Origin of the sequence: Neotamlana nanhaiensis (assembly GCF_000943555.1) — a bacterium.
GTDB classification, from domain to species: domain Bacteria; phylum Bacteroidota; class Bacteroidia; order Flavobacteriales; family Flavobacteriaceae; genus Neotamlana; species Neotamlana nanhaiensis.
Map to the genome: position 1 here is coordinate 52,698 of NZ_JTDV01000019.1, position 26,218 is coordinate 78,915.

At 36.7% G+C, this 26,218-nt stretch carries 14 protein-coding genes; 13 read left to right on the forward strand and 1 reads right to left on the reverse strand.

What is annotated here, in order from left to right; all coding sequences use genetic code 11:
• The first annotated feature begins 31 nt into the window (after nucleotides 1-31).
• From PK35_RS16560 to PK35_RS16595, 8 genes are all read left to right on the forward strand, one after another.
• Nucleotides 32-2,272: a pectinesterase family protein gene (locus PK35_RS16560; RefSeq protein ID WP_044627692.1), complete on the forward strand. Its 2,241-nt coding sequence runs from the start codon at nucleotides 32-34 to the stop codon at nucleotides 2,270-2,272.
• Nucleotides 2,273-2,351: 79 nt separating this feature from the next.
• Nucleotides 2,352-3,776: a glycoside hydrolase family 28 protein gene (locus PK35_RS16565; protein ID WP_044627693.1), complete on the forward strand. Its 1,425-nt coding sequence runs from the start codon at nucleotides 2,352-2,354 to the stop codon at nucleotides 3,774-3,776.
• A 5-nt stretch (nucleotides 3,777-3,781) separates the two neighbouring features.
• On the forward strand, nucleotides 3,782-4,789 hold the full coding sequence (locus PK35_RS16570; RefSeq protein ID WP_044627694.1) for a DUF4861 family protein: 1,008 nt from the start codon (nucleotides 3,782-3,784) through the stop codon (nucleotides 4,787-4,789).
• A gap of 128 nt (nucleotides 4,790-4,917) precedes the next feature.
• Complete coding sequence (locus PK35_RS16575) at nucleotides 4,918-6,162, forward strand: glycoside hydrolase family 88/105 protein (RefSeq protein WP_044627695.1); 1,245 nt, start codon at nucleotides 4,918-4,920, stop codon at nucleotides 6,160-6,162.
• A 30-nt stretch (nucleotides 6,163-6,192) separates the two neighbouring features.
• Nucleotides 6,193-7,824 carry a glycoside hydrolase family 43 protein gene (locus tag PK35_RS16580; protein WP_044627696.1) on the forward strand — a complete coding sequence of 544 codons (1,632 nt, stop codon included), beginning with the start codon at nucleotides 6,193-6,195 and terminating at the stop codon, nucleotides 7,822-7,824.
• Nucleotides 7,817-9,508, forward strand: a complete 1,692-nt coding sequence (locus tag PK35_RS16585) for a glycoside hydrolase family 28 protein (RefSeq protein ID WP_044627697.1) — start codon at nucleotides 7,817-7,819, stop codon at nucleotides 9,506-9,508. The genes PK35_RS16580 and PK35_RS16585 overlap by 8 nt, the downstream gene beginning before the upstream one ends.
• Nucleotides 9,509-9,511: 3 nt before the next feature.
• Complete coding sequence (locus PK35_RS16590; protein ID WP_052826069.1) at nucleotides 9,512-12,004, forward strand: glycoside hydrolase family 95 protein; 2,493 nt, start codon at nucleotides 9,512-9,514, stop codon at nucleotides 12,002-12,004.
• A complete protein-coding gene (locus PK35_RS16595) occupies nucleotides 12,005-12,964 on the forward strand; it encodes an alpha/beta hydrolase (protein ID WP_044627698.1) in 960 nt (319 codons plus the stop codon). It abuts the gene before it with no gap.
• A 6-nt stretch (nucleotides 12,965-12,970) separates the two neighbouring features.
• On the opposite strand, the gene PK35_RS16600 is transcribed toward PK35_RS16595, so the two are convergent.
• Nucleotides 12,971-13,564, reverse strand: coding sequence for an RNA polymerase sigma factor (locus PK35_RS16600; RefSeq protein WP_044627699.1), 594 nt, complete (start codon nucleotides 13,562-13,564; stop codon nucleotides 12,971-12,973).
• A 110-nt stretch (nucleotides 13,565-13,674) separates the two neighbouring features.
• Between PK35_RS16600 and PK35_RS16605 the strand changes: the two genes are divergently transcribed.
• The 5 genes from PK35_RS16605 (at nucleotide 13,675) to PK35_RS16625 (ending at nucleotide 26,216) form a co-directional block, all read left to right on the forward strand.
• Nucleotides 13,675-14,847, forward strand: coding sequence for a FecR family protein (locus PK35_RS16605; RefSeq protein WP_052826071.1), 1,173 nt, complete (start codon nucleotides 13,675-13,677; stop codon nucleotides 14,845-14,847).
• An 87-nt stretch (nucleotides 14,848-14,934) separates the two neighbouring features.
• Nucleotides 14,935-18,357 (forward strand): SusC/RagA family TonB-linked outer membrane protein, encoded by a 3,423-nt coding sequence (locus PK35_RS16610; RefSeq protein ID WP_052826073.1) that lies wholly within the window; start codon nucleotides 14,935-14,937, stop codon nucleotides 18,355-18,357.
• Nucleotides 18,358-18,383: 26 nt separating this feature from the next.
• A complete protein-coding gene (locus tag PK35_RS16615; protein WP_162182426.1) occupies nucleotides 18,384-20,285 on the forward strand; it encodes a RagB/SusD family nutrient uptake outer membrane protein in 1,902 nt (633 codons plus the stop codon).
• Nucleotides 20,286-20,393: 108 nt separating this feature from the next.
• Nucleotides 20,394-21,161 (forward strand): rhamnogalacturonan acetylesterase, encoded by a 768-nt coding sequence (locus tag PK35_RS16620; RefSeq protein ID WP_044627701.1) that lies wholly within the window; start codon nucleotides 20,394-20,396, stop codon nucleotides 21,159-21,161.
• A gap of 201 nt (nucleotides 21,162-21,362) precedes the next feature.
• Nucleotides 21,363-26,216 (forward strand): pectinesterase family protein, encoded by a 4,854-nt coding sequence (locus tag PK35_RS16625; RefSeq protein ID WP_082048615.1) that lies wholly within the window; start codon nucleotides 21,363-21,365, stop codon nucleotides 26,214-26,216.
• Nucleotides 26,217-26,218 lie beyond the last annotated feature (2 nt).

Here is a 26,218-nt window from a genome sequence, read left to right on the forward strand (position 1 = left end):
ACCTCTTTTTTTATAAATTAATAGTTTCATTATGACAACTTTTTCTAAAACCATTTTAATAACAGTAATACTATTTGTTTGCAGCCATAGCTACGGGCAAAATTTAGCTTTCCCAACGGCGGAGGGTTTTGGTAAATATGCTTCGGGTGGTCGTGGCGGATTGGTGTATACCGTAACTAACCTAAACGATGATGGTGAAGGTAGTTTTAGAAAAGGTATTTTAAAAAAAGGCCCTCGAACTATTGTTTTTTCAGTAGCTGGAACTATTGAACTAAAATCTAAACTCGATGTTAACCGCGGTGATTTAACCATCTTGGGGCAAACTGCACCTGGAGATGGCATAACGCTAAAAAACTATCCGTTTACTATAAAAGCAGATAATGTTATTGTACGCTATTTTCGATTTAGAATGGGAGACGAAGCTAATATTGAAGGAGACGCTTTAGGCTGTCGCGATGCCCAAAACGTTATTATCGACCACTGTTCTATTAGCTGGGGAACAGACGAAAACGCTTCATTTTACAACAACAAAAATTTCACTTTGCAATGGTGCATCATTTCCGAGGCATTAAATCGTTCCGTACATAGTAAAGGTGCCCACGGTTACGGTGGTATTTGGGGAGGCGTTAATGTGTCGTTTCACCATAACCTTTTAGCGTCAAACAATAGTAGAAACCCCCGTTTTAGTGGTTCGAAAACTACCGAAAATTCAGAAAACGAATTTGTCGATTTTAGAAATAACGTCATTTACAACTGGGGCGAAAACAATATTTATGGTGGCGAAAAAGGCACTTATAATCTGGTTAATAATTACTTCAAATCAGGACCCGCAACAACGTCTTCAAAATTAGATAGAATTGTAAGTCCGAATAAACCATACGGTAAATTTTATGTAAATGGTAATTATGTAGACGGCTACCCAAACATCACTACAAACAATTGGAATGGCGGTGTGCAATGCGACAACCCATTAGAAACAAAACTAAATGATCCTATTTTTATTGAAGGCAATATTGAAACTTCAGATTCTAAAACCGCATACAAAATGGTTTTAAAACAAGCTGGCGCTAGTGTTGCTCGCGATAAAGTTGATATTAGAATTATTCATGCCGTTGAAGAAGGTTCAGCTAGCATAAAAAATGGCATCATCGATTCGCAAAAAGATGTTGGCGGATGGCCAGAATTAAAATCTTCCGAAGCAAAAACAGATACCGATAACGATGGTATTCCCGATGATTGGGAAACACAAAATAACCTCAACCCTAGCGCCAACGACAGTAACTTAAATAGTTTAAACGCCGATTACACAAATATTGAATTGTATGCAAACAGTTTAACTAAAGTACTTCCGCAAGAAAAAGAAATTAACGGCGAAAAGTTTCATTTTATAATTGATGCTGAAGGGAATGGCGACTTCACTACTGTTCAAGAAGCTATTAACGCCGTACCAGATTTTAGAAAAAACGAAACCAAGTTCTACATAAAGAATGGCGTTTACAAAGAGAAATTAGTACTTCCAACCTCAAAAACCAATATCACTTTTGTTGGAGAAGATAAATTAAAAACCATCATTACCCACGACGATTACGCAAAAAAACTAAATAGTTTTGGGGAAGAAATGGGCACCACAGGCTCAACCTCGTTTTTTATTTTTGGTGATAATTTTAAAGCAAAAAACATCACTTTCGAAAATAGTGCGGGTACCGTTGGTCAAGCCGTGGCGGTGCGTGTAGATGGGGACAAGGCTGTGTTTGTTAATTGTCGTTTTTTAGGCAACCAAGACACCTTGTATTTACATGGTAACGATAGCCGCCAATATTATAAAGATTGTTATATTGAGGGTACGGTAGATTTTATCTTCGGATGGTCCACAGGCTATTTCGAAAACTGCGAAATTTACTGTAAAAACAAAGGCTACGTTACGGCAGCATCAACCAACGAAAACACCAAATTTGGCTTTGTATTTAAAGATTGTAAAATTACAGGAAGTGCCGAAGAGCATAGCTTTTACCTTGGCAGACCTTGGCGTGATTATGCGAAAACTGTTTTTATAAACTGCGACATGGGCAACTTAATAAAACCTGAAGGTTGGCACAATTGGGGAAAACCTCATGCAGAAGTAACCACCTTTTACGCCGAATATAAATCTACCGGTGCAGGCGCTTCTAAAAAACGAGTAAAGTGGGCAAAAAAAATAACCAAAAAAGATTTAGAAAACTTTAGCATTAAAAATGTTTTAGGAGGCGATGACGATTGGAATTCTGAGTTCTAACTTAAATTCATTCTTAAAAAATTAAACAAACTACAACTTCTTTTGTATTTTAGTACAATCGATTACACTAAATAAAATCATGAAAAAACTATTTCACACTAAGTACCTGTTTCTGTTTATTTTAAGCAGTCTTATTTTGGCATCTTGTAAAAACAAAAAAAAGGAAACGCAAACACCTGTTGACGTATTTGCTAAAGCTGATTCTATCATTGCATCTATAAAACCTTTAACTTTTCCCGACAAAACTTTTAATATATTAGACTTTGGAGCTGTGGCAGATGGATCTACATTAAACACCGACGCCATTAAAAAAGCAATAGATTCTTGTAATGCTTCTGGCGGTGGTAAAGTGCTAATTCCTGCAGGCAACTTTTTAACAGGCCCAATTCATTTAAAAAGCAATGTAAATTTACATTTAGAAACTGGCGCAAATGTTTTATTTACAACAGACAAATCGGCTTACCTTCCTGTGGTTCACACCTCTTACGAAGCCGTAGAATTAATGAATTATTCACCGCTAATCTATGCTTACAAACAAAACAATTTTGCGGTGACTGGCAAAGGTACTTTTAACGGTCAAGCCGATAAAGAAAACTGGTGGCCTTGGTGTGGTGCTGAGCGTTATGGACATTTAGATGGTGAACCACAACAAAAAGACGAACACAATTTACCACGCTTAAGAACCATGAACGAAAATGCAACGCCTGTTGCAGAACGTATTTTTGGTGAAGGACACCAATTGCGTCCATTGTTTTTCCAACCTTTCGAGTGCGATAACGTGCTGGTTGAAGGTGTTACTTTTACTAATGCACCGTTTTGGGTAATGCATCCTATAAAATGTAATTATGTGAGAGTTGATGGTGTTACCGTTAGCAGTCATGGACCAAATAATGATGGTTGCGATCCCGAATATTCAAAATACGTGCACATTAACAATTGTACTTTCGATACTGGTGATGATTGTATTGCCATTAAATCTGGAAGAAACGATGAAGGTAGACGCGTTAACATTCCAAGTGAAAACATTGTAGTAGAAAATTGCTATATGAAAGATGGCCACGGTGGCGTTGTAATGGGAAGCGAGCTTTCTGCGGGTATTAGAAACGTTTATGTTAGAAATTGTAATATGGATAGTCCAAACCTAGATCGTGCCATTCGTATAAAAACAAACACGCTTAGAGGTGGTTTTGTTGAAAACGTTTTTGTAAAAAACATAAAAGTTGGTCAAGTAAAAGAGGCTGTTTTAAAAATAAACACGCATTATGGTATTTATGCGAATCAAGAGGGCAACTACATTCCTGAAATAAAAAATATTCATTTAGAAAATGTAACCGTAGAAAACAGTGGTAAATATGCTATTTTAATAAAAGGACGCGAGCAAAACCCAGTAAAAAACGTAACTTTAACCAATGTTACTATTAAAGGTGCAAAAACACCTTTGTCTGTGGAACACTCAGATCCAATAGTATTTAAAAACACAACCATTAACGGAAAACAATATTAAAATTCATGAAAAAATTAGCCATTCTATCTTGTGCTGCCTTAGCACTTTTTGCGTGTAAAAACAAAGCATCAAACAACCCCGAAACTGCTCCTGTTGCAGAAGTTGAAAGCAGTAAACAAATTACTTACGCAGAACTTTCTAAAGCTGTAGGTGGCGAATGGGCAGATGGCCCTAGAGGTCACAAAGAATATTTAAACGGTACTTTTCAAAACATTGATTCTTTAACCGTTCCTGAAGAGCATACCGACCACTCTTGGTACTTACGCTACGAAGGTCCAGGTTGGGAAAATGCACAAGTAGGTTATCGTTTGTATTTAGATTGGCGAAATGCTATCGATATTTTTGGTAAAAAAGTAGATACTTTGGTTTTACCACAAGTAGGACAAAATGGTTTCGATTCTTACCACGATTCGTCGCCATGGGGAATGGATATTTTAAAAGCAGGAAAATCAATGGGTATTGGTGGCTACGGTCGTGTGGTTGCAGATACCGTTGTACATTTTCAAAACGTAAAAAGTACGTTTGCTAGTGTAGAAAATGCTTCAGCAGTATCATCAGTAAATATTGAATATACCGGTTGGGAATCGGGTGAAGACACAATCGACTTAACATCAAAACTATCTATTTTTCCTTCCGATAGATTTACAAAAGCAGAATTAACACCATCAAAAGCGATAACAGGCTTATGTACAGGTATTGTTAACCACGATGTAGCGCTTCATAAAAAAGTAGGTTCTAAATGGGCTTATATCGCGACTTATGGCGTGCAAACCTTAAACCATCCTGCCGATAAATTAGGAATGGCTTTATTTTATAAAGTTGATGAAGTTGAAACTCAAAAATTAGGTAAAGACGACCACTTAGTTATTTTTAAACCTACTACAGAAACAGTTACGTATTACTTTTTAGCAGCTTGGGAAAAAGAACTTAAAGGTATTACCAATGAAGCTGATTTTTTAAGCGACATAAACAGCAAACTAAGTACTTTAGAAGCTAATGGTGCTTTAGAATAAAAGTCACTTTTCAATAAAAAAAGAATAAAAATTTAAATGGTGTAACCCTTAAATTTAATTTTTTACAACCTTTTAAGAGGCCACATTTAAACATTAATAAATCAACTAAAATTAAACATCAAACTATAATGAAAACTTCAACAAAACATATGTCGCTTTTAGCAGTGGCATTATGCTTATTTCTTGCGTCATGTAAAAACAAGAAAGAAAACACAGAAACTGCAGCGCAACCCGAAACCGAAAAGGTTGTTCCAGAAGATTTAAAATGGTCGGAGCGAATGATGCTGTCTGAAATAGAGCGTTTTCCTGAGCCTACAAAGCTCGATTTTGCAACCAGAGCACGTTGGACTTACACTCCAGGATTAGTATTAAGTGCTTGTTCACGCGTTTACGAAAAAACAAACAATCAAAAATACTACGATTACATTTACGATTACGCCAACACCTTAATTGATAGCACAGGCACCATCGACACTTACAAGTTAGAAAATCAAAATCTAGACATGATTAAATCTGGCGATGTGTTGTTGTATTTATATCCAAAAACTAAGGAAGAGCGCTTTTTAATAGCAATGCAAACTTTAGACAAGCAATTGGAGTCGCAACCAACAACTTCTGATGGTGGTTACTGGCACAAAAAAATATATCCGTTCCAAATGTGGTTAGATGGTTTATACATGGCAGAACCTTTCCACACACGTTATGCAAAAGATTATATTGAAGACGAAGCTAAAAAACAAGAAATTTTCGACCATGCTGTATTACAATTCGATTTAATACAAAAACACAGTCGCGATGAAGAAAGCGGCTTACTTTACCATGGTTGGGATGAAAGCAAAGAACAACGTTGGGCCAACAAAGAGACTGGTAATTCACAACATTTTTGGTCTCGTGGCATGGGTTGGTACGGAATGGCTATGGTAGATGTTTTAGATTTTTTACCTGAAGATCACCCAGGAAGAGAACGTATTATTACCTACCTAAATCTGTACGCAGAAGCCGTTACAAAAGTGCAAGACGAATCTGGTTTATGGTGGCAAGTTTTAGATCAAGGAGACAGAGAAGGCAATTACCTAGAAGCTACAGGAACAAGCATGTTTACATACACCTTCGCAAAAGGTGTTCGTAAAGGTTATTTAGATGGCAAATATTTAAACGTCGCTAATAAAGCGTATCAAGCCTTGTTAGACAATTTAATAACAGTTGAAGAAAACGGTGTAGTTAATCTTAACCAATGTTGTGCCGTTGCTGGTTTAGGTGGCAACCCCTATAGAGATGGTTCTTACGAATATTATATCGGTGAAAAAATTCGTAGCAACGACCCTAAAGGTACTGGTCCTTTCATTATGGCTAGTTTAGAATTAGATAAATAAAAACCCGTCACTTTTACCAACATAAACCATATGAAACTTTCAACAGTAATAACTGCATTATTTTTTGCTACCACATTATTTGCTCAAAACAAGCCCTACATTTCTGATGTTTGGGTAGGCGATAATGGCAATGGCACTTACAGCAACCCGATTATTTATTCCGATTATTCCGATCCTGACGTAGCTCGCGTTGGCGACGATTACTTCATGACGGCTTCGAGCTTTAATGCTGCGCCTGGGTTACCTATTTTGCACTCTAAAGACATGATTAACTGGAAACTTATCAACCATGCTTTACCAGAGCAAATTCCTGTTGAAACTTTTAATATTCCGCAACATGGTAACGGTGTTTGGGCGCCTGCTATCCGCTATCATAATAACGAACTTTACATTTATTGGGGCGATCCAGATTTTGGTATTTACATGGTAAAAACGAAAGATCCGTTTGGTAAATGGGACCATCCTGTGTTGGTTATGGAAGGTAAAGGATTAATTGATCCTTGTCCGTTATTCGATGACGACGGAAATGCTTATTTAGTGCACGCTTACGCGGGAAGTAGAGCCGGTGTAAAAAGTTTATTAAGCGTTAATAAAATGAATCCTGAAGGCACCAAAGTTATCGACAAAGGCGTACATGTTTTTGATGGTCATGAGGATCATGAAACGGTTGAAGGTTCAAAATTTTACAAGCGTAACGGCTACTACTATATTTTCGCACCTGCGGGTGGTGTAGCAACGGGTTGGCAACTTATTTTACGCTCAAAAGATATTTACGGACCTTATGAAGAAAAAGTTGTTTTAGAACAAGGTTCTACAAAAATAAACGGACCGCATCAAGGTGCTTGGGTAGAAACCCCAAACGCCGAATCGTGGTTTTACCATTTTCAAGATGTTGATGCCTACGGAAGAATTGTACACTTGCAACCCATGAGTTGGAAGAACGATTGGCCAGTTATGGGCGAAGATTTTGATGGTAACGGTATTGGCGAACCGGTTGCGAAGCACAAAAAACCAAACATTGGAAAAACCTACCCCATTGAAACACCTGTCGAAACCGATATTTTTGATGGTGACAACATAGGATTACAATGGCAATGGAACGCGAATCCTAACGTATTATGGCATGCTAAACTACGCGGTAAAAATCATTTAAGGTTGTTTTCTATTAAACCAACCGAAGCTTTACCAAACTTGTGGTTAATGCCTAATTTATTGTTGCAAAAGTTTCCTGCGCCAAGTTTTACGGCATCAACAAAAATCACATTACATCCTGAAGAAGCAACTAAAGGAAAAACTGCAGGATTAATTATTATGGGAATGGATTATGCTACTTTAAGCATATCGCATAATGAAAACGGTTTTTACATAAATCAAACAGAAGCTATAAAAGCCATTGATGGCGCTCCAGAAGTGGTGAACGAATCGGTAAAACTAAAATCTAATTCAGCATATTTTAAAGTTGAAGTTACAGCACCCGATGCCATGTGTCAATTCTTCTATTCCGAAAACGGTAAAAAATTCAAAAAAATTGGCAAACCGTTTAAAGCTAAAGAAGGTAAATGGATTGGTGCTAAAGTGGGCTTATTTAGCGTAAGCACCATTGAAGATAAACGCGGTGGTTATGCCGATGTAGATTATTTTAAAATATCTAAAAATGACTAAACATTTAAAACAATATTTAGGGTTAATATTATTAACCCTTTTTTTTGCTAAAAATTTAACGGCGCAAGAAAAATCTTTAAACGAAACAGCAGTTTACCAGGGCATTGAATTTAACATGCCCAAAGTACAAAATACCAACTTCCCAAATTACGAAGTAAACATTACCGCTTTTGGAGCAAAAAGTGGTGGTATTATAAAAAACACAGTTGCATTCGAACAAGCTATAAACCACATAAACTCTAAAGGTGGCGGCAAAGTTATTGTGCCTCGTGGCGTTTGGCTTACCGGCCCCATAACACTAAAAAGTAACGTAAATTTACATTTAGAAGCAGGTTCATTAATACTTTTTAGTGATAATTTTAATGATTATCCTCTTATTAAAACCAGTTTTGAAGGGCTCAATACCATAAGAAACACCTCACCTATTAATGCTAATAATGTTGAAAACATTGCCATAACAGGTAAAGGTATTATTGATGGTAATGGCGATGCGTGGCGTCCTGTGAAAAAATCAAAAATGACCGATGGCCAATGGAAAAAACTCGTTAATTCTGGTGGTGTATTATCAACCGATAGTAAAATTTGGTTTCCATCTGCTGGTGCGAAAAAAGGTTACGAAAGTACAACTAATTTCAACGTTCCTGATTTAGTTAGTGATGCCGAACTACAATCGGTTAAAGATTATTTGCGTCCTGTAATGGTAAGTTTGGTTAACTGTAAACGCATTCTGTTGGATGGCCCAACGTTTCAAAATTCACCTGCATGGAACATTCATCCATTAATGAGTGAAGATATCATTATTAGAAATTTAAGCGTCCGTAACCCTTGGTATTCACAGAACGGAGATGGTCTAGATTTAGAATCTTGCAAAAATGTACTTATCTACAACAACACGTTTGATGTGGGCGACGATGCCATTTGTTTTAAATCTGGTAAAAACGAAGACGGCAGAAAACGCGGCATGCCAACAGAAAATGTAATCGTTAAAAATAATATAGTCTATCATGCTCATGGTGGTTTTGTAATTGGTAGCGAAATGTCGGGCGGTGTTAAAAATGTTCATGTATCAAACTGCACGTTTTTAGGCACCGATGTGGGCTTACGTTTTAAAAGCACGCGTGGTCGTGGCGGTATTGTAGAAAATATTTATATCTCGAATATCGATATGATTAACATCCCAACCGAAGCCATTCGTTTTAATATGTTTTACGGCGGAAACGCACCAGTGCTTGAAGAAGGACAAAGTGCCGACAGCGAAAAACGTGATGAAACCGTTGTGCTGGTAACCGAAGAAACACCTGCATTTAAAAACATTTTCATGGAAAACATTAACGTTTCAAACTCCGAAACTGCTGCGTTTTTTATGGGATTACCCGAGATGAGTTTAAAAAACGTTTCACTTAAAAACGCAAAGTTTCAAACTAAAAAAGGCATTACAGCCATTGATACAGATGGTTTAATTCTTGAAAATATTTCTGTTGAAGCATCAAACGATTATGCACTTACAGTTTACAATAGTAAAAATGTTTCCACTGATGGTTTTAAATTTTCAGAAAGCAAAAATTCTATCCGAGTTTTAGGTGCAAAAAGCGCTAATATTCAATTTAAAAAATCGGATATAGATGATTTGGACACCATTGAAACAGGCAAAGAATTGCCTAAAAAAGCTATTAAAATTAACTAAACCATGCATTTTTTTAAAAAAAAATATTTAATAAAATTTTTCATTTTAGCACTATTAATCACTGTTTTTAACTGCAAAAAAGATGATGTAATAAATAAAACAAACAACAATTTACTTTGGTACAATCAACCAGCAAATAACTGGAACGAAGCCTTACCCATTGGCAATGGACGCATTGGCGGCATGCTTTTTGGCGGTGTTGAAAACGACAACATTCAACTAAATGAAGAAACCGTTTGGGCTGGAGAACCTGGAAATAATATCACCAAAGATTATTTTGATGATATTGAAAATTTAAGAACTTTACTTTTCGCCGAAAAATATGAAGAAGCGCAACAACTTGCACTTGAAACATTTCCTAAAAGCACACCAGAAGACAACAATTACGGTGTGCCTTATCAAACCGTTGGCAATTTAAAACTGGGGTTTAAAAATCACGACAATCCAACAAATTACAAACGCGATCTAGATATTGAAAACGCCATTTCTACGGTAAATTACACCATTAACAGCGTTAATTTTAAACGTGAATATTTCGTGTCCTACCCCGACCAAATGATGATAATTCGCCTTTCGGCGGATAAAAACAATCAATTAAGTTTGGACGTTGCTATCGATTCACCTCAACTAAAACACAACGTAACTGTTGAAAATGGCATTTTAAAACTAACAGGCACCAGTGGTAACCATGAAAATAAAATTGGTAAAATTAAATTTGAAACATTAGTATACCCGAAAGTAATTGGTGGTGAAACTACAGCAAACGAATCTTCAATTTCTATAACCAATGCTAATGAAGTGCTGCTTTTTGTAAGTATTGGCACGAACTTTAAAAACTACAAAGATTTAAGCAATTCGGCTGAAGATATTGCTAAAAACTATCTTGATGCCGGCCAATTAAAAACCTACGATGTTTTAAAAAGCAATCACATTTCCGATTATCAATCCTTGTTCAAAAGAGTATCTTTTAAGCTATCTAAGCAAGTAAATGATAGTTTACCAACTAACGAAAGGTTAGCTAATTTTGCTAAAAACGAAGATTTATCCTTAGTATCGCTATACTTTCAATTTGGGCGCTATCTACTAATTTCTAGTTCTAGATCTGGTGGTCAACCAGCCAATTTACAAGGCATTTGGAATCATAGACTTTCGCCGCCTTGGGACAGCAAATACACGGTAAATATTAATACCGAAATGAATTATTGGCCTGCCGAGGTTACCAATCTTTCCGAATTACACGAACCGCTTTTTTCAATGCTTGAAGATTTATCTGTAACTGGACAAGAAAGTGCACAAAAAATGTATCATGCTCGTGGTTGGAACATTCACCATAACACCGATATTTGGCGCGTTGCAGGTATAATTGATGGCGGATTTTACGGATTTTGGCCTATGGGTGGCGCATGGTTAAGTCAGCATTTATGGCAACATTATTTATTTACCGGCGATACCGAATTTTTAGCGAAGTACTACCCTATTCTAAAATCTTCGGCGCAATTTTACGTTGATGTTTTACAGGAAGAACCCGAACATAATTGGATGGTTGTAGCACCATCAATGTCGCCAGAAAACAAACATAACGGCGTTGGGTTAAGCTATGGCACAACCATGGATAATCAATTGGTTTTTGATGTTTTTAGCAATGCTATTGAAGCTTCAAAGGCATTACAAATCGATTCAAAATTCGCCGACACCTTACAAACCCTAAAAAAACGTTTACCGCCAATGCAAATAGGCCAACATGGGCAATTGCAAGAATGGATAAAAGATTGGGATAAAACTGGCGACAAACACCGCCATATTTCACATTTGTATGGTTTATATCCTTCCAATCAAATTTCACCATTTAAAAATCCTGAACTTTTTAAAGCAGCCGAAAATACCCTAGAGTATCGCGGCGACGTTTCAACAGGTTGGTCTATGGGCTGGAAAGTTAATTTTTGGGCGCGTATGCTTAACGGCAATCGTGCTTACAAACTTATAAAAACGCAACTTACTTTAGTTGAAGACGACGCCGATTCTGGCGGTACATATCCTAATTTATTTGATGCACATCCGCCTTTTCAAATTGATGGTAACTTTGGGTGTACAGCAGGAATTGCCGAAATGCTTTTACAATCGCACGATGGCGCCATACATATTTTACCTGCATTACCAGATACTTGGAATGCTGGAGAAATTACGGGTTTAAAAGCCCGTGGCGGATTTGAAGTTGATTTAAAATGGCAAAATAACACCATTGAAACTGTAAAAATTACTTCGGAAATTGGTGGTACTTTAACCTTACGAAGTCGCACTATTTTATTTGATAAAAACGGCAACACGCTTAAACAGTCTTCAATAAAAAACACAAATAATTTGTACAAACAAGCTGAAATAAAATCACCTTTAATTTCAAGTGAAGCTCAGGTTGATACCTTAAATCTTCCTGAATATTATATTTATAATATTGAAACTGAAAAAGGTGGCGTTTATCAATTTAAAGCTAAAAAATAAATGAAAAATAGATTATTACTGATACTATTTGGTATCCTGATAAGTGCAACACATGCACAAACAAAAGCAGATTATAAACCTTATACCATTGCTAATACTTACGAAAAGCTAAAAAAATATCACCCAGATATTACCCCAATCACACCTTTAGTTTCCGACAAAATATGTTACAACGAAGATCTCACTTATAAAAAAACAAGTACCAGTAAACTAAAATTAGATGTTTACGCTCCAAAAACAAAAAACAAAAAACAAACCTATCCTGCCGTATTGCTCATTCACGGTGGTGGTTGGTTAGTTGGTAGTAAAGAAAACGAACGTGTTCTAGCTCAGCATCTTGCTTTAAATGGTTATGTTGGAATTCCTGTGGCGTACAGATTAGGCTTTGAAGCCACGTATCCTGCAGGTGTTAACGATTTAAAAGATGCTATTGTTTGGGTAAAAAAACACGCTAAAAAGTATCATATCAATCCAGATAAAATTGCCGTTTTGGGAGCATCGGCAGGTGCACAATTGGCAACTTTACTTGGTGTAACTCCAGCCTTGCCTATTTATAATGTTCACAAAAAAACATCTAATCAAGTTCAAGCCATTGTGAATGTTGATGGCGTTGTATCGTTTATTCATCCTGAAGCATCAGCAGAATCGAAACCAGGAAAAAAATCTATGGCAGGCATTTGGCTTAATGGCGAAATAAATGAAAATTTTAAAGCTTGGAAGGAAGCTTCTCCGTTAGAATATGTAGATTCCAACACACCACCAACCCTTTTTATAAACAGCTCGCAACCCAGATTTCACGCAGGTAGAGACGATATGCTAAAAATACTTGATAGCCATAATATTTACAACGAAACACACACGCTTGAAGGTAGCCCACATTCGTTTTGGTTGATGCATCCATGGTTTGAAAGTACTTTGAATTTTACCGTAAACTTTTTGAATAAGGTTTTTAAAAATTAAAACAGCTTATCGCAGGCCTTTTTTAAAACCAAAAAGTAGTAAAAAGATACCATGAGCTTTATCTCCAAGCGATTTTCTAATGGTAGAAAAAGCTTTGGTTATATGAGCTTCAACCGATTTTAAAGAAATATTTAAATATTCAGCAATTTCAATATTTGTCAGTCCTTCTTCTTTACTTAATAAAAAGGTTTGCTTGCATTTAGGCGGTAGTTTTTCAACTTCCTTTTTTACTAATTTAATCAACTTTTCTATCGAACCTTCATCTTCTTCCTCTACAAAAGCACTCAAAGCATCAATGTACTTTTTTTCTAATGGCAGCACCATTTTTTGCTTTCGGTATTGGTCTATAAATTCATTGTATACCAAACGATATAAAAATCCTTTTATAGAAAATGGTGGCTTTAGTTTATGGCGTTTTTTCCAAGTTTTAATGAATACATTTTGCACAATATCTTCGGCTAAATCGTAATCATTTGTTAAGTTATATGCGTAAACACAAAGTTTACGATGGTAGCTATCTACTAAAAAATTATAGGCTTGCGCCTCTCCTTTTTTTAGAGATTCTATTAAAATGCTATTATCATCAAAACGTTCTTGCATATAAAATTCACAATAAATAGTAAAAATATTTTCGCAATGTATAAAAAAAGTTAGAAAATAGTTAGGGTTACTTAAAAACCAAACGTATTACAAACAATAAATGCATTTAAATGATTTCTGAAAACATAGAAAATTTAATCACCAAATTTCTTTGTAATCAAGCTTCGGCAACCGAATTGGATACTTTAGAACAATGGTTAGAGCAACCCGAAAATAAAGTGGTATTTAATACCTACGTAAAAATTAAATACGGCATGGACTATAATTATAAAACGTTTAACAAAAATCGTGTTAAAGAAAAACTTAACGCCATTATTGACGAAGAAAAACAGGTTATAAAAATGAAACGTTTTAAAACGTATACGAAATATGCTGCGGCCATTCTTGTTATAGGTTTAATGGCTTCGGCCTATTTTTATAAAGACAGTTTTTTTTATAAAACTGAACCTTTAACGCCACAAATTTCTACTGTAAAAAATATAGAACCTGGTACTCAAAGAGCCATATTAACTTTAGAAAACGGTGCCGAAGTGGTTTTACAAAAAGGAAAAAACTTTAGCACACAAAAGCTTAAGAGTAACGGAGAAGAAATCGTTTACAGTAATAAAAATTCAAACAAAAGTAATATTGCTTACAACTATATAACTGTACCTCGAGGTGGTGAGTTTTCGGTTAAACTTGCCGATGGCACCATGGTTTGGTTAAACTCCGAATCGCAATTAAAATACCCCGTAAATTTCACCAAGGGACAAACCCGTAGCGTAGAATTAGTTTATGGTGAAGCTTATTTTGATGTTTCACCAAGTACAGCACACAATGGCGACAAATTTAAAGTATTACATGCCAACCAAGACATCGAAGTTTTTGGTACCGAATTTAACGTAAAAGCCTATAAAGACGAAACCAACATTTACACCACACTGGTTGAAGGTAGCATAGCTTTAAACAACACTACCGTTACTAAAAAACTAGTACCTGGACAACAAGCTAACCTCAACACAATTTCAAATCAAGTTGACATCTATAGCGTTGATGTTTACAACGAAATTTCTTGGAAAGATGGTGTATTTAGCTTCGAGAGAAAATCGCTTAAAGATATTATGAAAGTACTATCACGCTGGTACGATTTTAAGGTAATATTTAAAACAAAAGCCTTAGAAAACGAAAAGTTTATAGGGGTTTTGGGCAGAGAGCAAAACATTGAAGATATTTTAAAATCTATACAAGCATCAGGAATAATTAAAAACTACAATTTATATGATAAAACCATAGAACTAGAATAAAAGAAAGAACGAGGTTTTGAAATTTGGACGTCTCTTGCCTCGTCCTTTTAGCATCAATTATTGTTTAACCAACACTAAAACAAATTTATGAAAATTAAACCAACTAAAGCTGTTTTACACCACACCAAACAGCTACAACTAACTATTATGAAATTTTTTATTTTTTTATTGTGCACCACCGCATTTGGTTTTACTTCGGTAAATACCTTTTCGCAAGAAAAAATAACTATCGATACCGACAAAGAGGTATCTGTTGATGAAGTTTTCCGGATTATAAAAAACCAAACAGAGTACAGGTTCTTGTATCCGGAAGATATGTTTTCCCAAGCACCAAACGTTAAATTAAAAGCAGGCGAAATAGAATTGGGCACTTTGCTAAACCAAACTTTAGCGGTTAGTAAAGTACGCTACAAGCTTTCGGAAAACAATACCATAGTAATCGAAACTCCCACCAACGAAGTAGTTCAGGGCATACAGATTACGGGTACTATAAAGGACCAAAATGGTGTGCCGTTACCTGGAGTTAATATTATAGTAAAGGGAACCAACGTTGGAACGCAATCTGATTTTGATGGGAACTACTCTATAACCACACAAAACGCCAACGATGTTTTGGTGTTTTCATACATTGGTTATGCCTCCAAAGAAATAGCCATTGGCAACCAAACTACGGTAAACGTGGTTTTACAGGAAAGTTTGGATGAATTGGATGAAGTAGTTGTTATTGGATACGGAACTGTAAAAAAACGTGATTTAACCGGAGCGGTTTCTTCTGTTGGCAGTGAAGAGATTAAACTAGCTCCAGTGGTTAGTCCTATCGAAGCCATTCAAGGACGGGTAGCTGGATTGGACATCGCCCGTAACGATGGCCGTGCTGGCTCTAGCATGAGCATTTTGCTTAGGGGTAATCGGTCTTTAACGGCTGGTAGTGAGCCTATTTATATTATCGATGGTATTCAGGGAAACCCTAATTTCTTAAACCCTAACGATATCGAATCCATTGATGTTTTAAAAGATGCGTCCTCAACTTCTATTTATGGTTCAGCTGGTGCAAATGGTGTTATTATTATTACTACCAAAAAAGCCAAAGAAGGAAAAATGCAAGTTGATATAGACTCTTATGTAAGTATCAATGCTAATCCTTCTTACCCAAGTGCATTACAAGGTCAATCTTGGTTTGATTATTTAGAGGATGGTTATATAGCTACCCACGGAGCAGCCTCTCCTGATCGAGATGCCCTACTTTCTGCCTGGAGTTTAAGCCCTACCACTCACAACCCATATTTAGATAGTTCTAAATATGTGAACTGGGTTGACGAAACATTCAAAACAGGTATCCAAACCAATAATACACTATCTATTAGAGGAGGCACAGAAAAACTACAAGCTAGTTTTTCTCTAGGTCACAACAGAACTGAAGGAATTTATGTGAATGATCATATTAACGTTTATACCATGCGTAGTGATTTAAATATACAAGCTACAAACTGGGTTAAATTTGGGATTACAACAGGTTTAAACTTTAGAGATAATCAATCAAATAGAAGCCGTGTTAATAGAGCCTATGGACTTGTTCCTCTTGGTGATGTTTACGACGAAAATGGTATGATAAACCGTTTCCCAATTGAGGATGAAGCTGAACCTAGTATATTAGCTAATAACATTCCTGGCGTTTACGATGTAAATAATAAATCTTTAAATATAACTGCAAACCCATACATAGATCTCAACTTGGCAAAAGGGCTAACATTAAGGTCTATTTTAGGGGTGTCTTTGTCTAGTAGCCGAAGCGGCCAATTTGAAAGTGACCAGACTTATTTGAAATTAACAGGTAGTAGTAACCCTATCAGTACAGCAAGTTACAATACTGATTTAGGTTATAGTTACAATTGGGAAAATATCCTAAACTATAGTACTACACTTAATGAAAACCATGAAATTGGTGCAACCTTCATTACCTCTTATGCACACAACCAAAGTGAGAACTCCGATTCGTATAGTGAAGATTTTTTAACAAACAACTCATTATATTTCAATTTAAGAGACGGTAGCAATTTTGGTGTAAATACTGGATATTCACACACTAAGCGTATGTCGTACGCCGGTAGATTAAACTATAATTATAAAGGAAAATACTTATTAACCGGATCGATAAGAGCCGATGGTTGGTCGCAACTTTCAGATGCTAAAGAGTGGGATGTCTTTCCAGCAGGAGCTATTGCTTGGAGAATTTCTAGTGAAGATTTTATGAGTGGCGCTAATTGGTTGAGTGACTTAAAAGTACGTGCTGGTTACGGTGTTGGTGGTAATGCCAATATTAGAGCTTATGCATCACTTGATGGGGTAAGTAGCCAATCTAGAAACCCAGAGATGGATTTAGGAGGTGGATTAGTACCTATTATTATACCTACCATAACCATTGGAAACGACAACCTATCTTGGGAAAAATCATACAACCTTAACGTCGGGCTTGATTTTGGATTGTTTAAAAACAAAATTATTGGTTCTATAGAATACTACGATACAAATACGAGAGACGTAATTTATGATAGACCTCTTAACTTCTCTGTAGGAGGTTGGAGCCCAAAAGATCCATATGTTCAGTTTGAAAACTTAGCAGAGATGAACAACCACGGTATTGAAGTAACCTTAAATACCAGAAATGTTGAAACAAAAGATTTTTCTTGGACTACAACTTTTACTTTCGCTCGTAACTGGGAAGAAGTTGTAAAAGTAGATTTAGGGAATGTAGAGGTAGATGATTTAATAAACCTTGGGCTTTTTATTGGACGACCTAAAGATGTTTTCTATGATTATAAGAAAATAGGTATTTGGCAATTAGGAGAAGAAGCCGATGCTGAAGTTTTTGGTTTGGCCCCTGGAGATGTTAAAATTGAAACTAGTTTAACCAAACAATCTGATGGTGTGTGGACCAGAACAGTTACAGACGAAAATGGAGTTGAAACTGTAGAAGTATATAATGCTTCTAACCCATACACAATCAATAGAAATGACGATAGAAAGATTATTGGACAGGCGGCTCCAAAATGGACAGCTGGTTTCCAAAATACGTTTACCTATAAAAATTTCGATTTAAGCGTATTTGCTACTGCAAGATATGGACAAACTATTGATGCAGATTTATTAGGATACTTTAGATACAACACTCCTAACCTTCCAGAAAACTATAATTATTGGACACCTGATAACCCGACAAATGATTTTCCAAGACCTTACATAACACGTTCTAGTGTTTCGCACCCTACTGAAGCCCTAAGATTTGTTGATGGTTCATATTTTAAAATTAAAAACATAACCTTGGGTTATTCCATTCCTGATAGTTTTACAAATAAGATTGGACTAAACAACTTAAGGGTTTATGGTACAATCTACAATTCACTAATTATCACTAAAAGTCATTTATTAAAAGACTTAGATCCTGAAACTAGTGCTTCTGACGCGTTCCCGCTATACAGGCAAGCGGTATTTGGTATTAATGTATCATTTTAAAAAAATTAGAAAAAATGAAAAATATTATGAAATTTAAAAGAACATGGTCGTCAGTATTAGTTGTACTGATGGTAATGACATCTTGTAATCTAGATGAAGTTAATTATACAATTAACGATACAGAGTTAGTTTATAGTGACCCTGAAGGCTATGAAGCTCTTATAAACTTTGGCTATAACAGCTTATACTTCATGTACGGTAAGTTAGATGGTATAGGTAACCAAGAACTGGGTACCGACCTATGGTGGTCGCTTAACCGTCTCCAGCATTTTGCTCAATATGGCGATATATTAGGAACAGACCAAGGCCAAAACGCTGTATTTTTTCAAGGTATGTACGCCGCTGTAAACTATGCTAACCTTGCTATATATTATGCAGATCAAGTAGATGATTATACCGAAGAACAAAAAAATAAAAAAGTGGCTGAGGCCTATTTTATTAGAGGCTGGAGCAATCTGCAAATTGTAGAACAATATGGCGGTGTGGTATTACGTACACTACCCTCTGTAGTAAGTCAAGAAAGTGATAATTTCCCTGAAAGAAGTTCTGAAGAAGAATTCTATGATCTCATTATTAGCGATTTAGAATTTGCTGTTGAATACCTTCCTATTGATCAAGGGCCAGAAACAGGCCGAGCATCTCGTAAAGCTGCTTTAGGCATGCTTACTAAAGCATACCTTCAAAGAACCCGATTAGGAGATGAAGCTACTTATGCAACAAAAGCTTTAGCTACTGCTAAAGAACTGATTGACAACCAAGCCGCTTATGGCTGTGGACTTTGGACTAGCACAGCAACCGAGTCTGGCTACGAGCAGTTATGGGCTGGCCTAAATAATAAAAACAATAAAGAGTTTTTATTCTCTCAATATATCGATGCCAACGACGAGACATTAAACAACCCTGAAGGTGCCAACCGTGGCCGTACGCGACAATACTACGAAGCCGATTTAAAAAATGTTGGTGCCGAATGGGGAACAACAGAAAAGAATTGTGCGTGGTATGGCAGAGCAAACAGTAATGGTATAAAACCAACAAAATACTTATTGACAGAGGTGTTTACACCAGAGAAAGACCCAGCTGATACTAGATTTGAAAACACCTTCTTTACTGAATACTATAACTCTAGATGGTCTGATTTTACCATTTCTGAAGGTTTAGTAAACACTTACAACAAAAACCAAAATCTGATAGGCCATGTTATCAAAAACACAGCAGCCACTTATGAACCTGGAGAAGTTTATTATGATGGAAGAACAGTAAACCGCCGTGTTAATGCTTCTGGAAATGTAAACATGGTTGATGATAATAACGATGGTTATCTAGACGGTATTTCGGTATTTACCCCTAATTACCCTATGACAGCGGCAGAAAAAAGAGATTTACCTTTCTTAGTTGTAACACCAGATGAAATGTTCCAACCAAACGGCCAATGGGTTGACGAATCGTATGGTACATTAAGCGACAAGTATATGCGTATGTACCCTTCCTTTAATAAATTTTCATCTTTACATTGGATCTACAACAACCAACGTTGGTTAGGTGATATTCCAATTCTTCGATTAGGAGATGTATATCTTCTGGCTGCCGAAGCAGCACTTCGTGCTAATAACGATCAGGCTACTGCTGCAATGTATGTTAATGCTGTGCGTGAAAGAGCAGCCATTTCTAGCCGTGCTTCAGAAATGACCGTTAGCGCTGGAGAAGTAGATCTTGATTTTATCTTGGCAGAACGTGCCCGCGAACTTACGGGCGAGCAAGTACGTTGGGAAGATCTAAAACGTTTTGGGAAACTCAACAATACTTACCTAAACCAAACCAACCCAGATATTACAGGTTTTGTTGATGGCAAACACGAAGTAAGACCAATTCCACAAGCATTTTTAGATGCTATTGGTAATGCCGATACCTTCGGTTCAAACGGATATTAAAAGTTAGTTTATATTTTCTGAATATTACCCATGCTTTTAAAGTGGTAAAAGCATGCGGTAATATTTTTTTTGGTTTGAATTGTAGTGGCAAACCGCTATCTTTAAACTATGAAAAAATCGTTTCAAGCCACTGTCTTTATTGCCTTATTAAGCACCTTTACTTTATTAGCTCAAAACAAAAAAACTACTATTTATCTCGTTGGTGATTCAACCATGTGCTTGTACGACGATAGCCGATTCCCGCAAGAAGGTTGGGGCATGCCGTTTGCTAATTTTTTTAATGCTTCGGCTAAAATTGAAAACCATGCCAAGGGCGGACGTAGCTCTCGATCGTTTATAGAAGAAAACCGTTGGCAACCAATTGTTGATAGTCTTCAAGCAGGCGATTATGTTTTAATTCAGTTTGGGCACAACGATGCGCAGAACTCAAAAGATCATCCCGATAGAAAAACCACACCAAACGAATACAAAACCTATCTTAAAAAATATATTACTGAGAGTCAGTCAAGAAAAGCAAAACCCATTATAATTACTCCAGTAACGCGTTGGAGATTTAATAATCATGACAAAGCGCAAGCTTGCCATACTCCATATTCGAACGCGGCTAAAGAGGTAGCCATAGAAAACAATATTCCGTTAATTGATTTAGACCAAAAAAGTCGTGAATTATTAAACTCCATGGGTAAAGATGCCTCACGCTATTTGTTCATGTATTTTAATGAAGGTGAATTTTTCAAATTTCCAAATGGCTATCCAGACGACACACATTTTACAGATTTTGGAGCCAGAAAAATGGCGGAAATTGTATTAAATGATATTCTAAAGCAAGAGTTAGATTTGGCTAATTTTCTTATAAAACCTTACGAAAGAAAATAATATTTACGCAAAACCAGCTTAATTTTTTGCTTAAAAAAGATTTTTTAATACTTTTATGTAATCGATTACAATTTTATAATTACCACTATAAAAACAGTAATCAAGGTTGTATTTATAGAACAAACAGCATAGTTACATTAAAAAAAGGATAATTAATGTAACTAGGTTCAACAAAACTAATAACTAAATTAAACTAAGACAATGAAAAAACTTTCCTTTGTTTTCATGGTTCCTTTGTTACTATTTACATTTTTGGCGCAGGGACAAACAACACTAACCGACACAGCCACAAGTATTACTTGGGCGTTAGATGAAGGTTCTGCTGCACAATCAGAAACTTATCAAACAGGAACAGACGATTTTTTTATGCCTGCGACTGTTTCAGCTGGAACCAATCTCATATTCTACTCTGGAGGTGATCCAGCAGGAATAAGAACAGCCAACGGTGGCACATTTACCTGTTGGGAAACCAATGGTAAAATTGATACCTCTGGACCTGAAAGTGCGGTTGATTTTAGTATTCAACCCATCGACGGGCTAACATTTACACCAACCCTAATCACTCTAGATGCCCAAAGATTTGGAACCGGAAATGGTTTATTAGATATAGAGTGGGTTAACGAAAATGGCACCACTAGCGTGGTGACAGCTCAAGCCACAGCAAGAGACAACACCGGTGAATTTTCGGCTTTAAGTTTCGATGTTAGTGGTTTAGGTATCACGGCAGGTTCTGGGGTAAACACCTTAAAATTATATTTATACAGTTTACAAGAAACAAAGCAATTTGGTCTTGCAAATGTTAAGATTGAAGGTGTTTTAAACGGAACATTTGGTTTACCAACAAGCTATAATTTAGCCGATGGTTCAACATTCGAAAACACTGGAACACAATGGGATCCTGTTACAACAACCACAAGTCCAGACGGTAAATTACGCACGCAAGCTGCAACATCGCAATGGCATAGCGCCAATTACGGTATTGCTTTTAAAGATGGAAATTCTTTAGAAATTGATGTTGAAGGTACCAATACAACGGTTCGTTTCTACGGATCGGTTTACAGCTCAGGTACAATGAGCGGTGGTACAACTATGGGCGGAAGCGAACTTGGTACAGCCGATGTAAAAGTTGCTGAAGACCGCACAGGTTACTACGAATTTAATTACGTTGGTGGCCCAACAACACTATACTTTACTTTTAGTGGTAGTAACGCTTACACCCCTGCTATCGATGTAACAAATCTTGCGGTTACATTCGCAAAAGCTGATGCTTGGGATTTTGGAGCACAACAACTTGACGCTGTGCTATACAACAACATGCTAACCGAAGATAAAATAAACGCTTGGTACGATGGTGTTACACCAGGAACTTCTGGTCAAAACACACCGACTTCGTTTACTGAAGGTATTTTAACATGGACTAGTTCTAGTAGCACAAGCGATCGTTTAAGAACATCGAACACCAACCTAACACGCTACGACGAAAACGTTGGCACAACCAACCCAGAATATACGGGTAGAATTTACAGTAACAGTCGTTCAGATAGTAGAAACTTCACCTTAACTTTAAATGAAGATGATGAAGTTACCGTTGCCGTAGCTACTCAAGATGGTAGCGCAAACAACATTCAATTCCAAAATGTTGCAGATCCTGCGCTTCAAGACGATATTATTTCTATTGGCACCGATGTAGTTGAAGCTAAATTTGTTGCCAAAGCAGCAGGAACTTACAAATTATTTTCTTCAAACGACAAAATGAGCGTTTACCGAATTATAAGAGCAGATGCAAAATACGCTATCGTTACTGGAAATGTAGATGAAACAAATACTCCTGGACTTCCAGATGGTTATGCTATCGACTTTACTAACGAAGCTGGTAAAACGTTTTCGGCAATAGTTTCTGGTGGTACTTACAGCATTAATCTTCCAAAAGGTTACACTTACGATCTTAGCGTAAGTGGTGCAAACGGTTATTTAGTAGCCAACGATTTAAATATTTCGGTTGAAGATGATATGATGCACGATGTGGTACTTGTTCAAGTAAACCTATACAACCTTAGCGGAAATATTACTGGTTTAGCTGATGCTTCTGCTTTAAGCGGATTAACTTTTACTCCAGACCCAAATGCCGATACGGTTTACAGCCCTATAGTTAATTTCGATACCGATGCTGGTACGTATTCTGTTAATATTGAAGCTGATGTTGAATATACGATTTCAGCTGAAGGTGTAAACGATTACGAAATTCCTTCAAACACTATTACGATTGGTGCTGCCGATGAAACTAGTGATATTGCTTTTGGTTTAAAACCAACGCATAGCGTAACTATAAATGCTTCAGATCTAGATGCGACGCAGTTAAGCGAATTAAGTTTAACTTTTACAAATCTTAACGAAGATGGTTATAGCTATACATTTACCGATGTGTCAACTATTGCACTTCGTGATGGTGTTTATGCTATTGCTTACGATGGCATAGACAACTACCCTATTGAAATGGCATTAACCTCTAACCTAACGGTTGCTGGTGCCGATACTTCAAAAGATTTAAGCTTCAACCCTGTTACAGCTTGGTACTTTAACGATAAAACCATTTCTGGAGCTACAGCTTACAAAGGCTTACAATTTACAGGCAGCGTAAATGTACGTGGTGGGAATGGCGATTTAAATGCAGGTTCTGGAGCTACCATCGATATTCCTGTAAAAGTTGGCGATAAAGTTATTATTACCGATTATTACGCTTCAAACTATACAGTTGTTGGCGGCGAAACTATCGCGAACACCTCAAACAGTACAAGCGTAAACGTAGTAACAGAATATGTATATCCAGGAACTACAGACGGAACAGTTACTATTGCCGTTGGAGGAACATCTTATTTCGTTTCAATTGTTACGGTTTCAATTACACCTTACACTGCTACAATTACCGTAGGAGAAGATAAAGATTACCAAACCATTAACGGCGCTCTTGATGCTATTTCTAAAATGGATAGACCAAATAACGAGCGTGTAACCGTTTTAATTGATGCTGGTAATTACGAAGAAATGTTAGTTATTAAAAGCGATAATGTAACACTTAAAAATGCAGCTACAATGCCTTCAATTGCTATTTTAAATGAAGGTGTAGATATTGATGCTAATGGTGTAAGAATCACATCGTATTACGGTCAGAAATACAACTTCTTTAGCCAAGGTGTAGATAACAAATGGAGTGCCGAAGCATTAGCTGTAAATAAAGCAAACGGTTATACCGAATATGAAAACCGTGAAGGTACTGGTGGCGGATCGTCGTACTGGAACGCAACCGTAGTAGTTGAAGCTACAGGTTTAATTGTAGAAGATATTATTTTAGAAAACTCGTTTAACCAATACATTTCTAAAAAAGAATCGGAAGATGTAGTTATGGCAAAAAACCCAGATTCTGAGCCAACACGTCCAACAGACTACGGAAATACTGCTGTACAAAACAGAGGTGCTGGTTACGTAACGCAAGCGGCTGCCCTTGGTGTTGCTGCAAGTGCAGATAAAGTAGTCCTTAATAATTGTCGTGTTATTGGTCGTCAAGATTCATTTTACGGTGCAGCTCCTGCCAGAGTTGTAGTTTATAAAGGTATTATGATGGGTGCTGTTGATTATATTTTTGGTGCTATGAATGCTGTGTTCTACCAAACACAATTCATGTTTAACACCAGCGACACTTCTAGCGATGCAGCTTATATTACCGCTGCACAACAATCTGGAACTCGCGGTTACTTAATGTACGAATGTCATGTAACATCACCTATTCCAGGTGTAGAAACAGCATCAACTTACGGTGCAAAACCAGGTTATTTTGGTCGCCCATGGAGCCCGAATACTAGTGAAGTTGTATTTTATAACACGACTGTAGATGCTTCAACATTCCCAGGATACGAAGGGCAATCGTTAATTAGCCCAGAAGGATGGACGAGCTCACTTGGTGGTGAATCGCCAATGATGTACGAGTACGGCACTATTGAGCTTTCAGGTGAAGACAATTCTGGAAACAGAGCGTCTTGGTCTACTGTTTTAACTTCTGAAACGTTAACAGAAGGTACAGAAATTACAACCTTTAACTTTACTAAAGGAATCGACGATTGGGATCCAATCCCGATGTTAAACGCTGAAGAAGATTCAGATTACGATGGTGTAGTTGATACGGCTGATAATTGTCCATCAACATACAACCCAGATCAAGCCGATTTTGACAATGATGGTATTGGTGATGTTTGTGAAGATAGCGATGGTGATGGTATTATAGACAGCGAAGATAGTTGTCCAGAATCAGAAGCAGGTGTAGTAATTGATGTATTTGGTTGTGAGGTATTCAAATTGCCTTCAGATAACTTCAATATTTTAGCAACGGCAGTAAGTTGTAGTAACACAAATGATGGCTATTTAAGCATCACTGCAAACAATTCGAGCTACACTTATGTTGTTACTATTGATGGTGCTAACGCAGGAACTTTCACTTCTGATACTACAATAACCGAACTTACGGCTGGTACATATGCCGTTTGTATTTCTATTGATGGTAAATCGAACTACATGCAATGTTTCAACATTACTATCGATGGTCCAACACCATTAAGCTCTACTTCAAGAGTTAATCGTAAAGATAAAACAGCAACATTTGAAGTTTCAGGTTCTAGCAACTATACCATAAATCATAATGGAAATATTAGTACAACCGCACAACAATCTATAGTTGTAAACTTGGTTCCTGGAATTAACGACATTACTATTTCAACCGATGTAAGTTGTCAAGGTAAATTAAACGAAAGCATCTTCTTATCTGAAGAAGTTGCCGTGTTCCCTAACCCAACAACTGGTCGTTTACAAATTTATGTAAATGGTAGCGATGCGACTGTGCAACTTTCGGTATTAGACCTTCAAGGTAGATTGTACGAAAACAAGCTTGAAAACCTCACGTCTAGTAGAGTTTTAAATATGGATATTTCAAACTATAAAAATGGGGTTTACTTCTTAAAGCTTAACTCTAGTACTGTTAACCAATCAATTAAAATTGTAAAAAATTAAAT

Coding starts and splice junctions, on each gene's coding strand:
- PK35_RS16560 (WP_044627692.1), top strand. CDS start 32: ATGACAACTTTTTCTAAAACCATTTTAATAACAGTAATACTATTTGTT.
- PK35_RS16565 (WP_044627693.1), top strand. CDS start 2,352: ATGAAAAAACTATTTCACACTAAGTACCTGTTTCTGTTTATTTTAAGC.
- PK35_RS16570 (WP_044627694.1), top strand. CDS start 3,782: ATGAAAAAATTAGCCATTCTATCTTGTGCTGCCTTAGCACTTTTTGCG.
- PK35_RS16575 (WP_044627695.1), top strand. CDS start 4,918: ATGAAAACTTCAACAAAACATATGTCGCTTTTAGCAGTGGCATTATGC.
- PK35_RS16580 (WP_044627696.1), top strand. CDS start 6,193: ATGAAACTTTCAACAGTAATAACTGCATTATTTTTTGCTACCACATTA.
- PK35_RS16585 (WP_044627697.1), top strand. CDS start 7,817: ATGACTAAACATTTAAAACAATATTTAGGGTTAATATTATTAACCCTT.
- PK35_RS16590 (WP_052826069.1), top strand. CDS start 9,512: ATGCATTTTTTTAAAAAAAAATATTTAATAAAATTTTTCATTTTAGCA.
- PK35_RS16595 (WP_044627698.1), top strand. CDS start 12,005: ATGAAAAATAGATTATTACTGATACTATTTGGTATCCTGATAAGTGCA.
- PK35_RS16600 (WP_044627699.1), bottom strand. CDS start 13,564: ATGCAAGAACGTTTTGATGATAATAGCATTTTAATAGAATCTCTAAAA.
- PK35_RS16605 (WP_052826071.1), top strand. CDS start 13,675: ATGATTTCTGAAAACATAGAAAATTTAATCACCAAATTTCTTTGTAAT.
- PK35_RS16610 (WP_052826073.1), top strand. CDS start 14,935: ATGAAAATTAAACCAACTAAAGCTGTTTTACACCACACCAAACAGCTA.
- PK35_RS16615 (WP_162182426.1), top strand. CDS start 18,384: ATGAAATTTAAAAGAACATGGTCGTCAGTATTAGTTGTACTGATGGTA.
- PK35_RS16620 (WP_044627701.1), top strand. CDS start 20,394: ATGAAAAAATCGTTTCAAGCCACTGTCTTTATTGCCTTATTAAGCACC.
- PK35_RS16625 (WP_082048615.1), top strand. CDS start 21,363: ATGAAAAAACTTTCCTTTGTTTTCATGGTTCCTTTGTTACTATTTACA.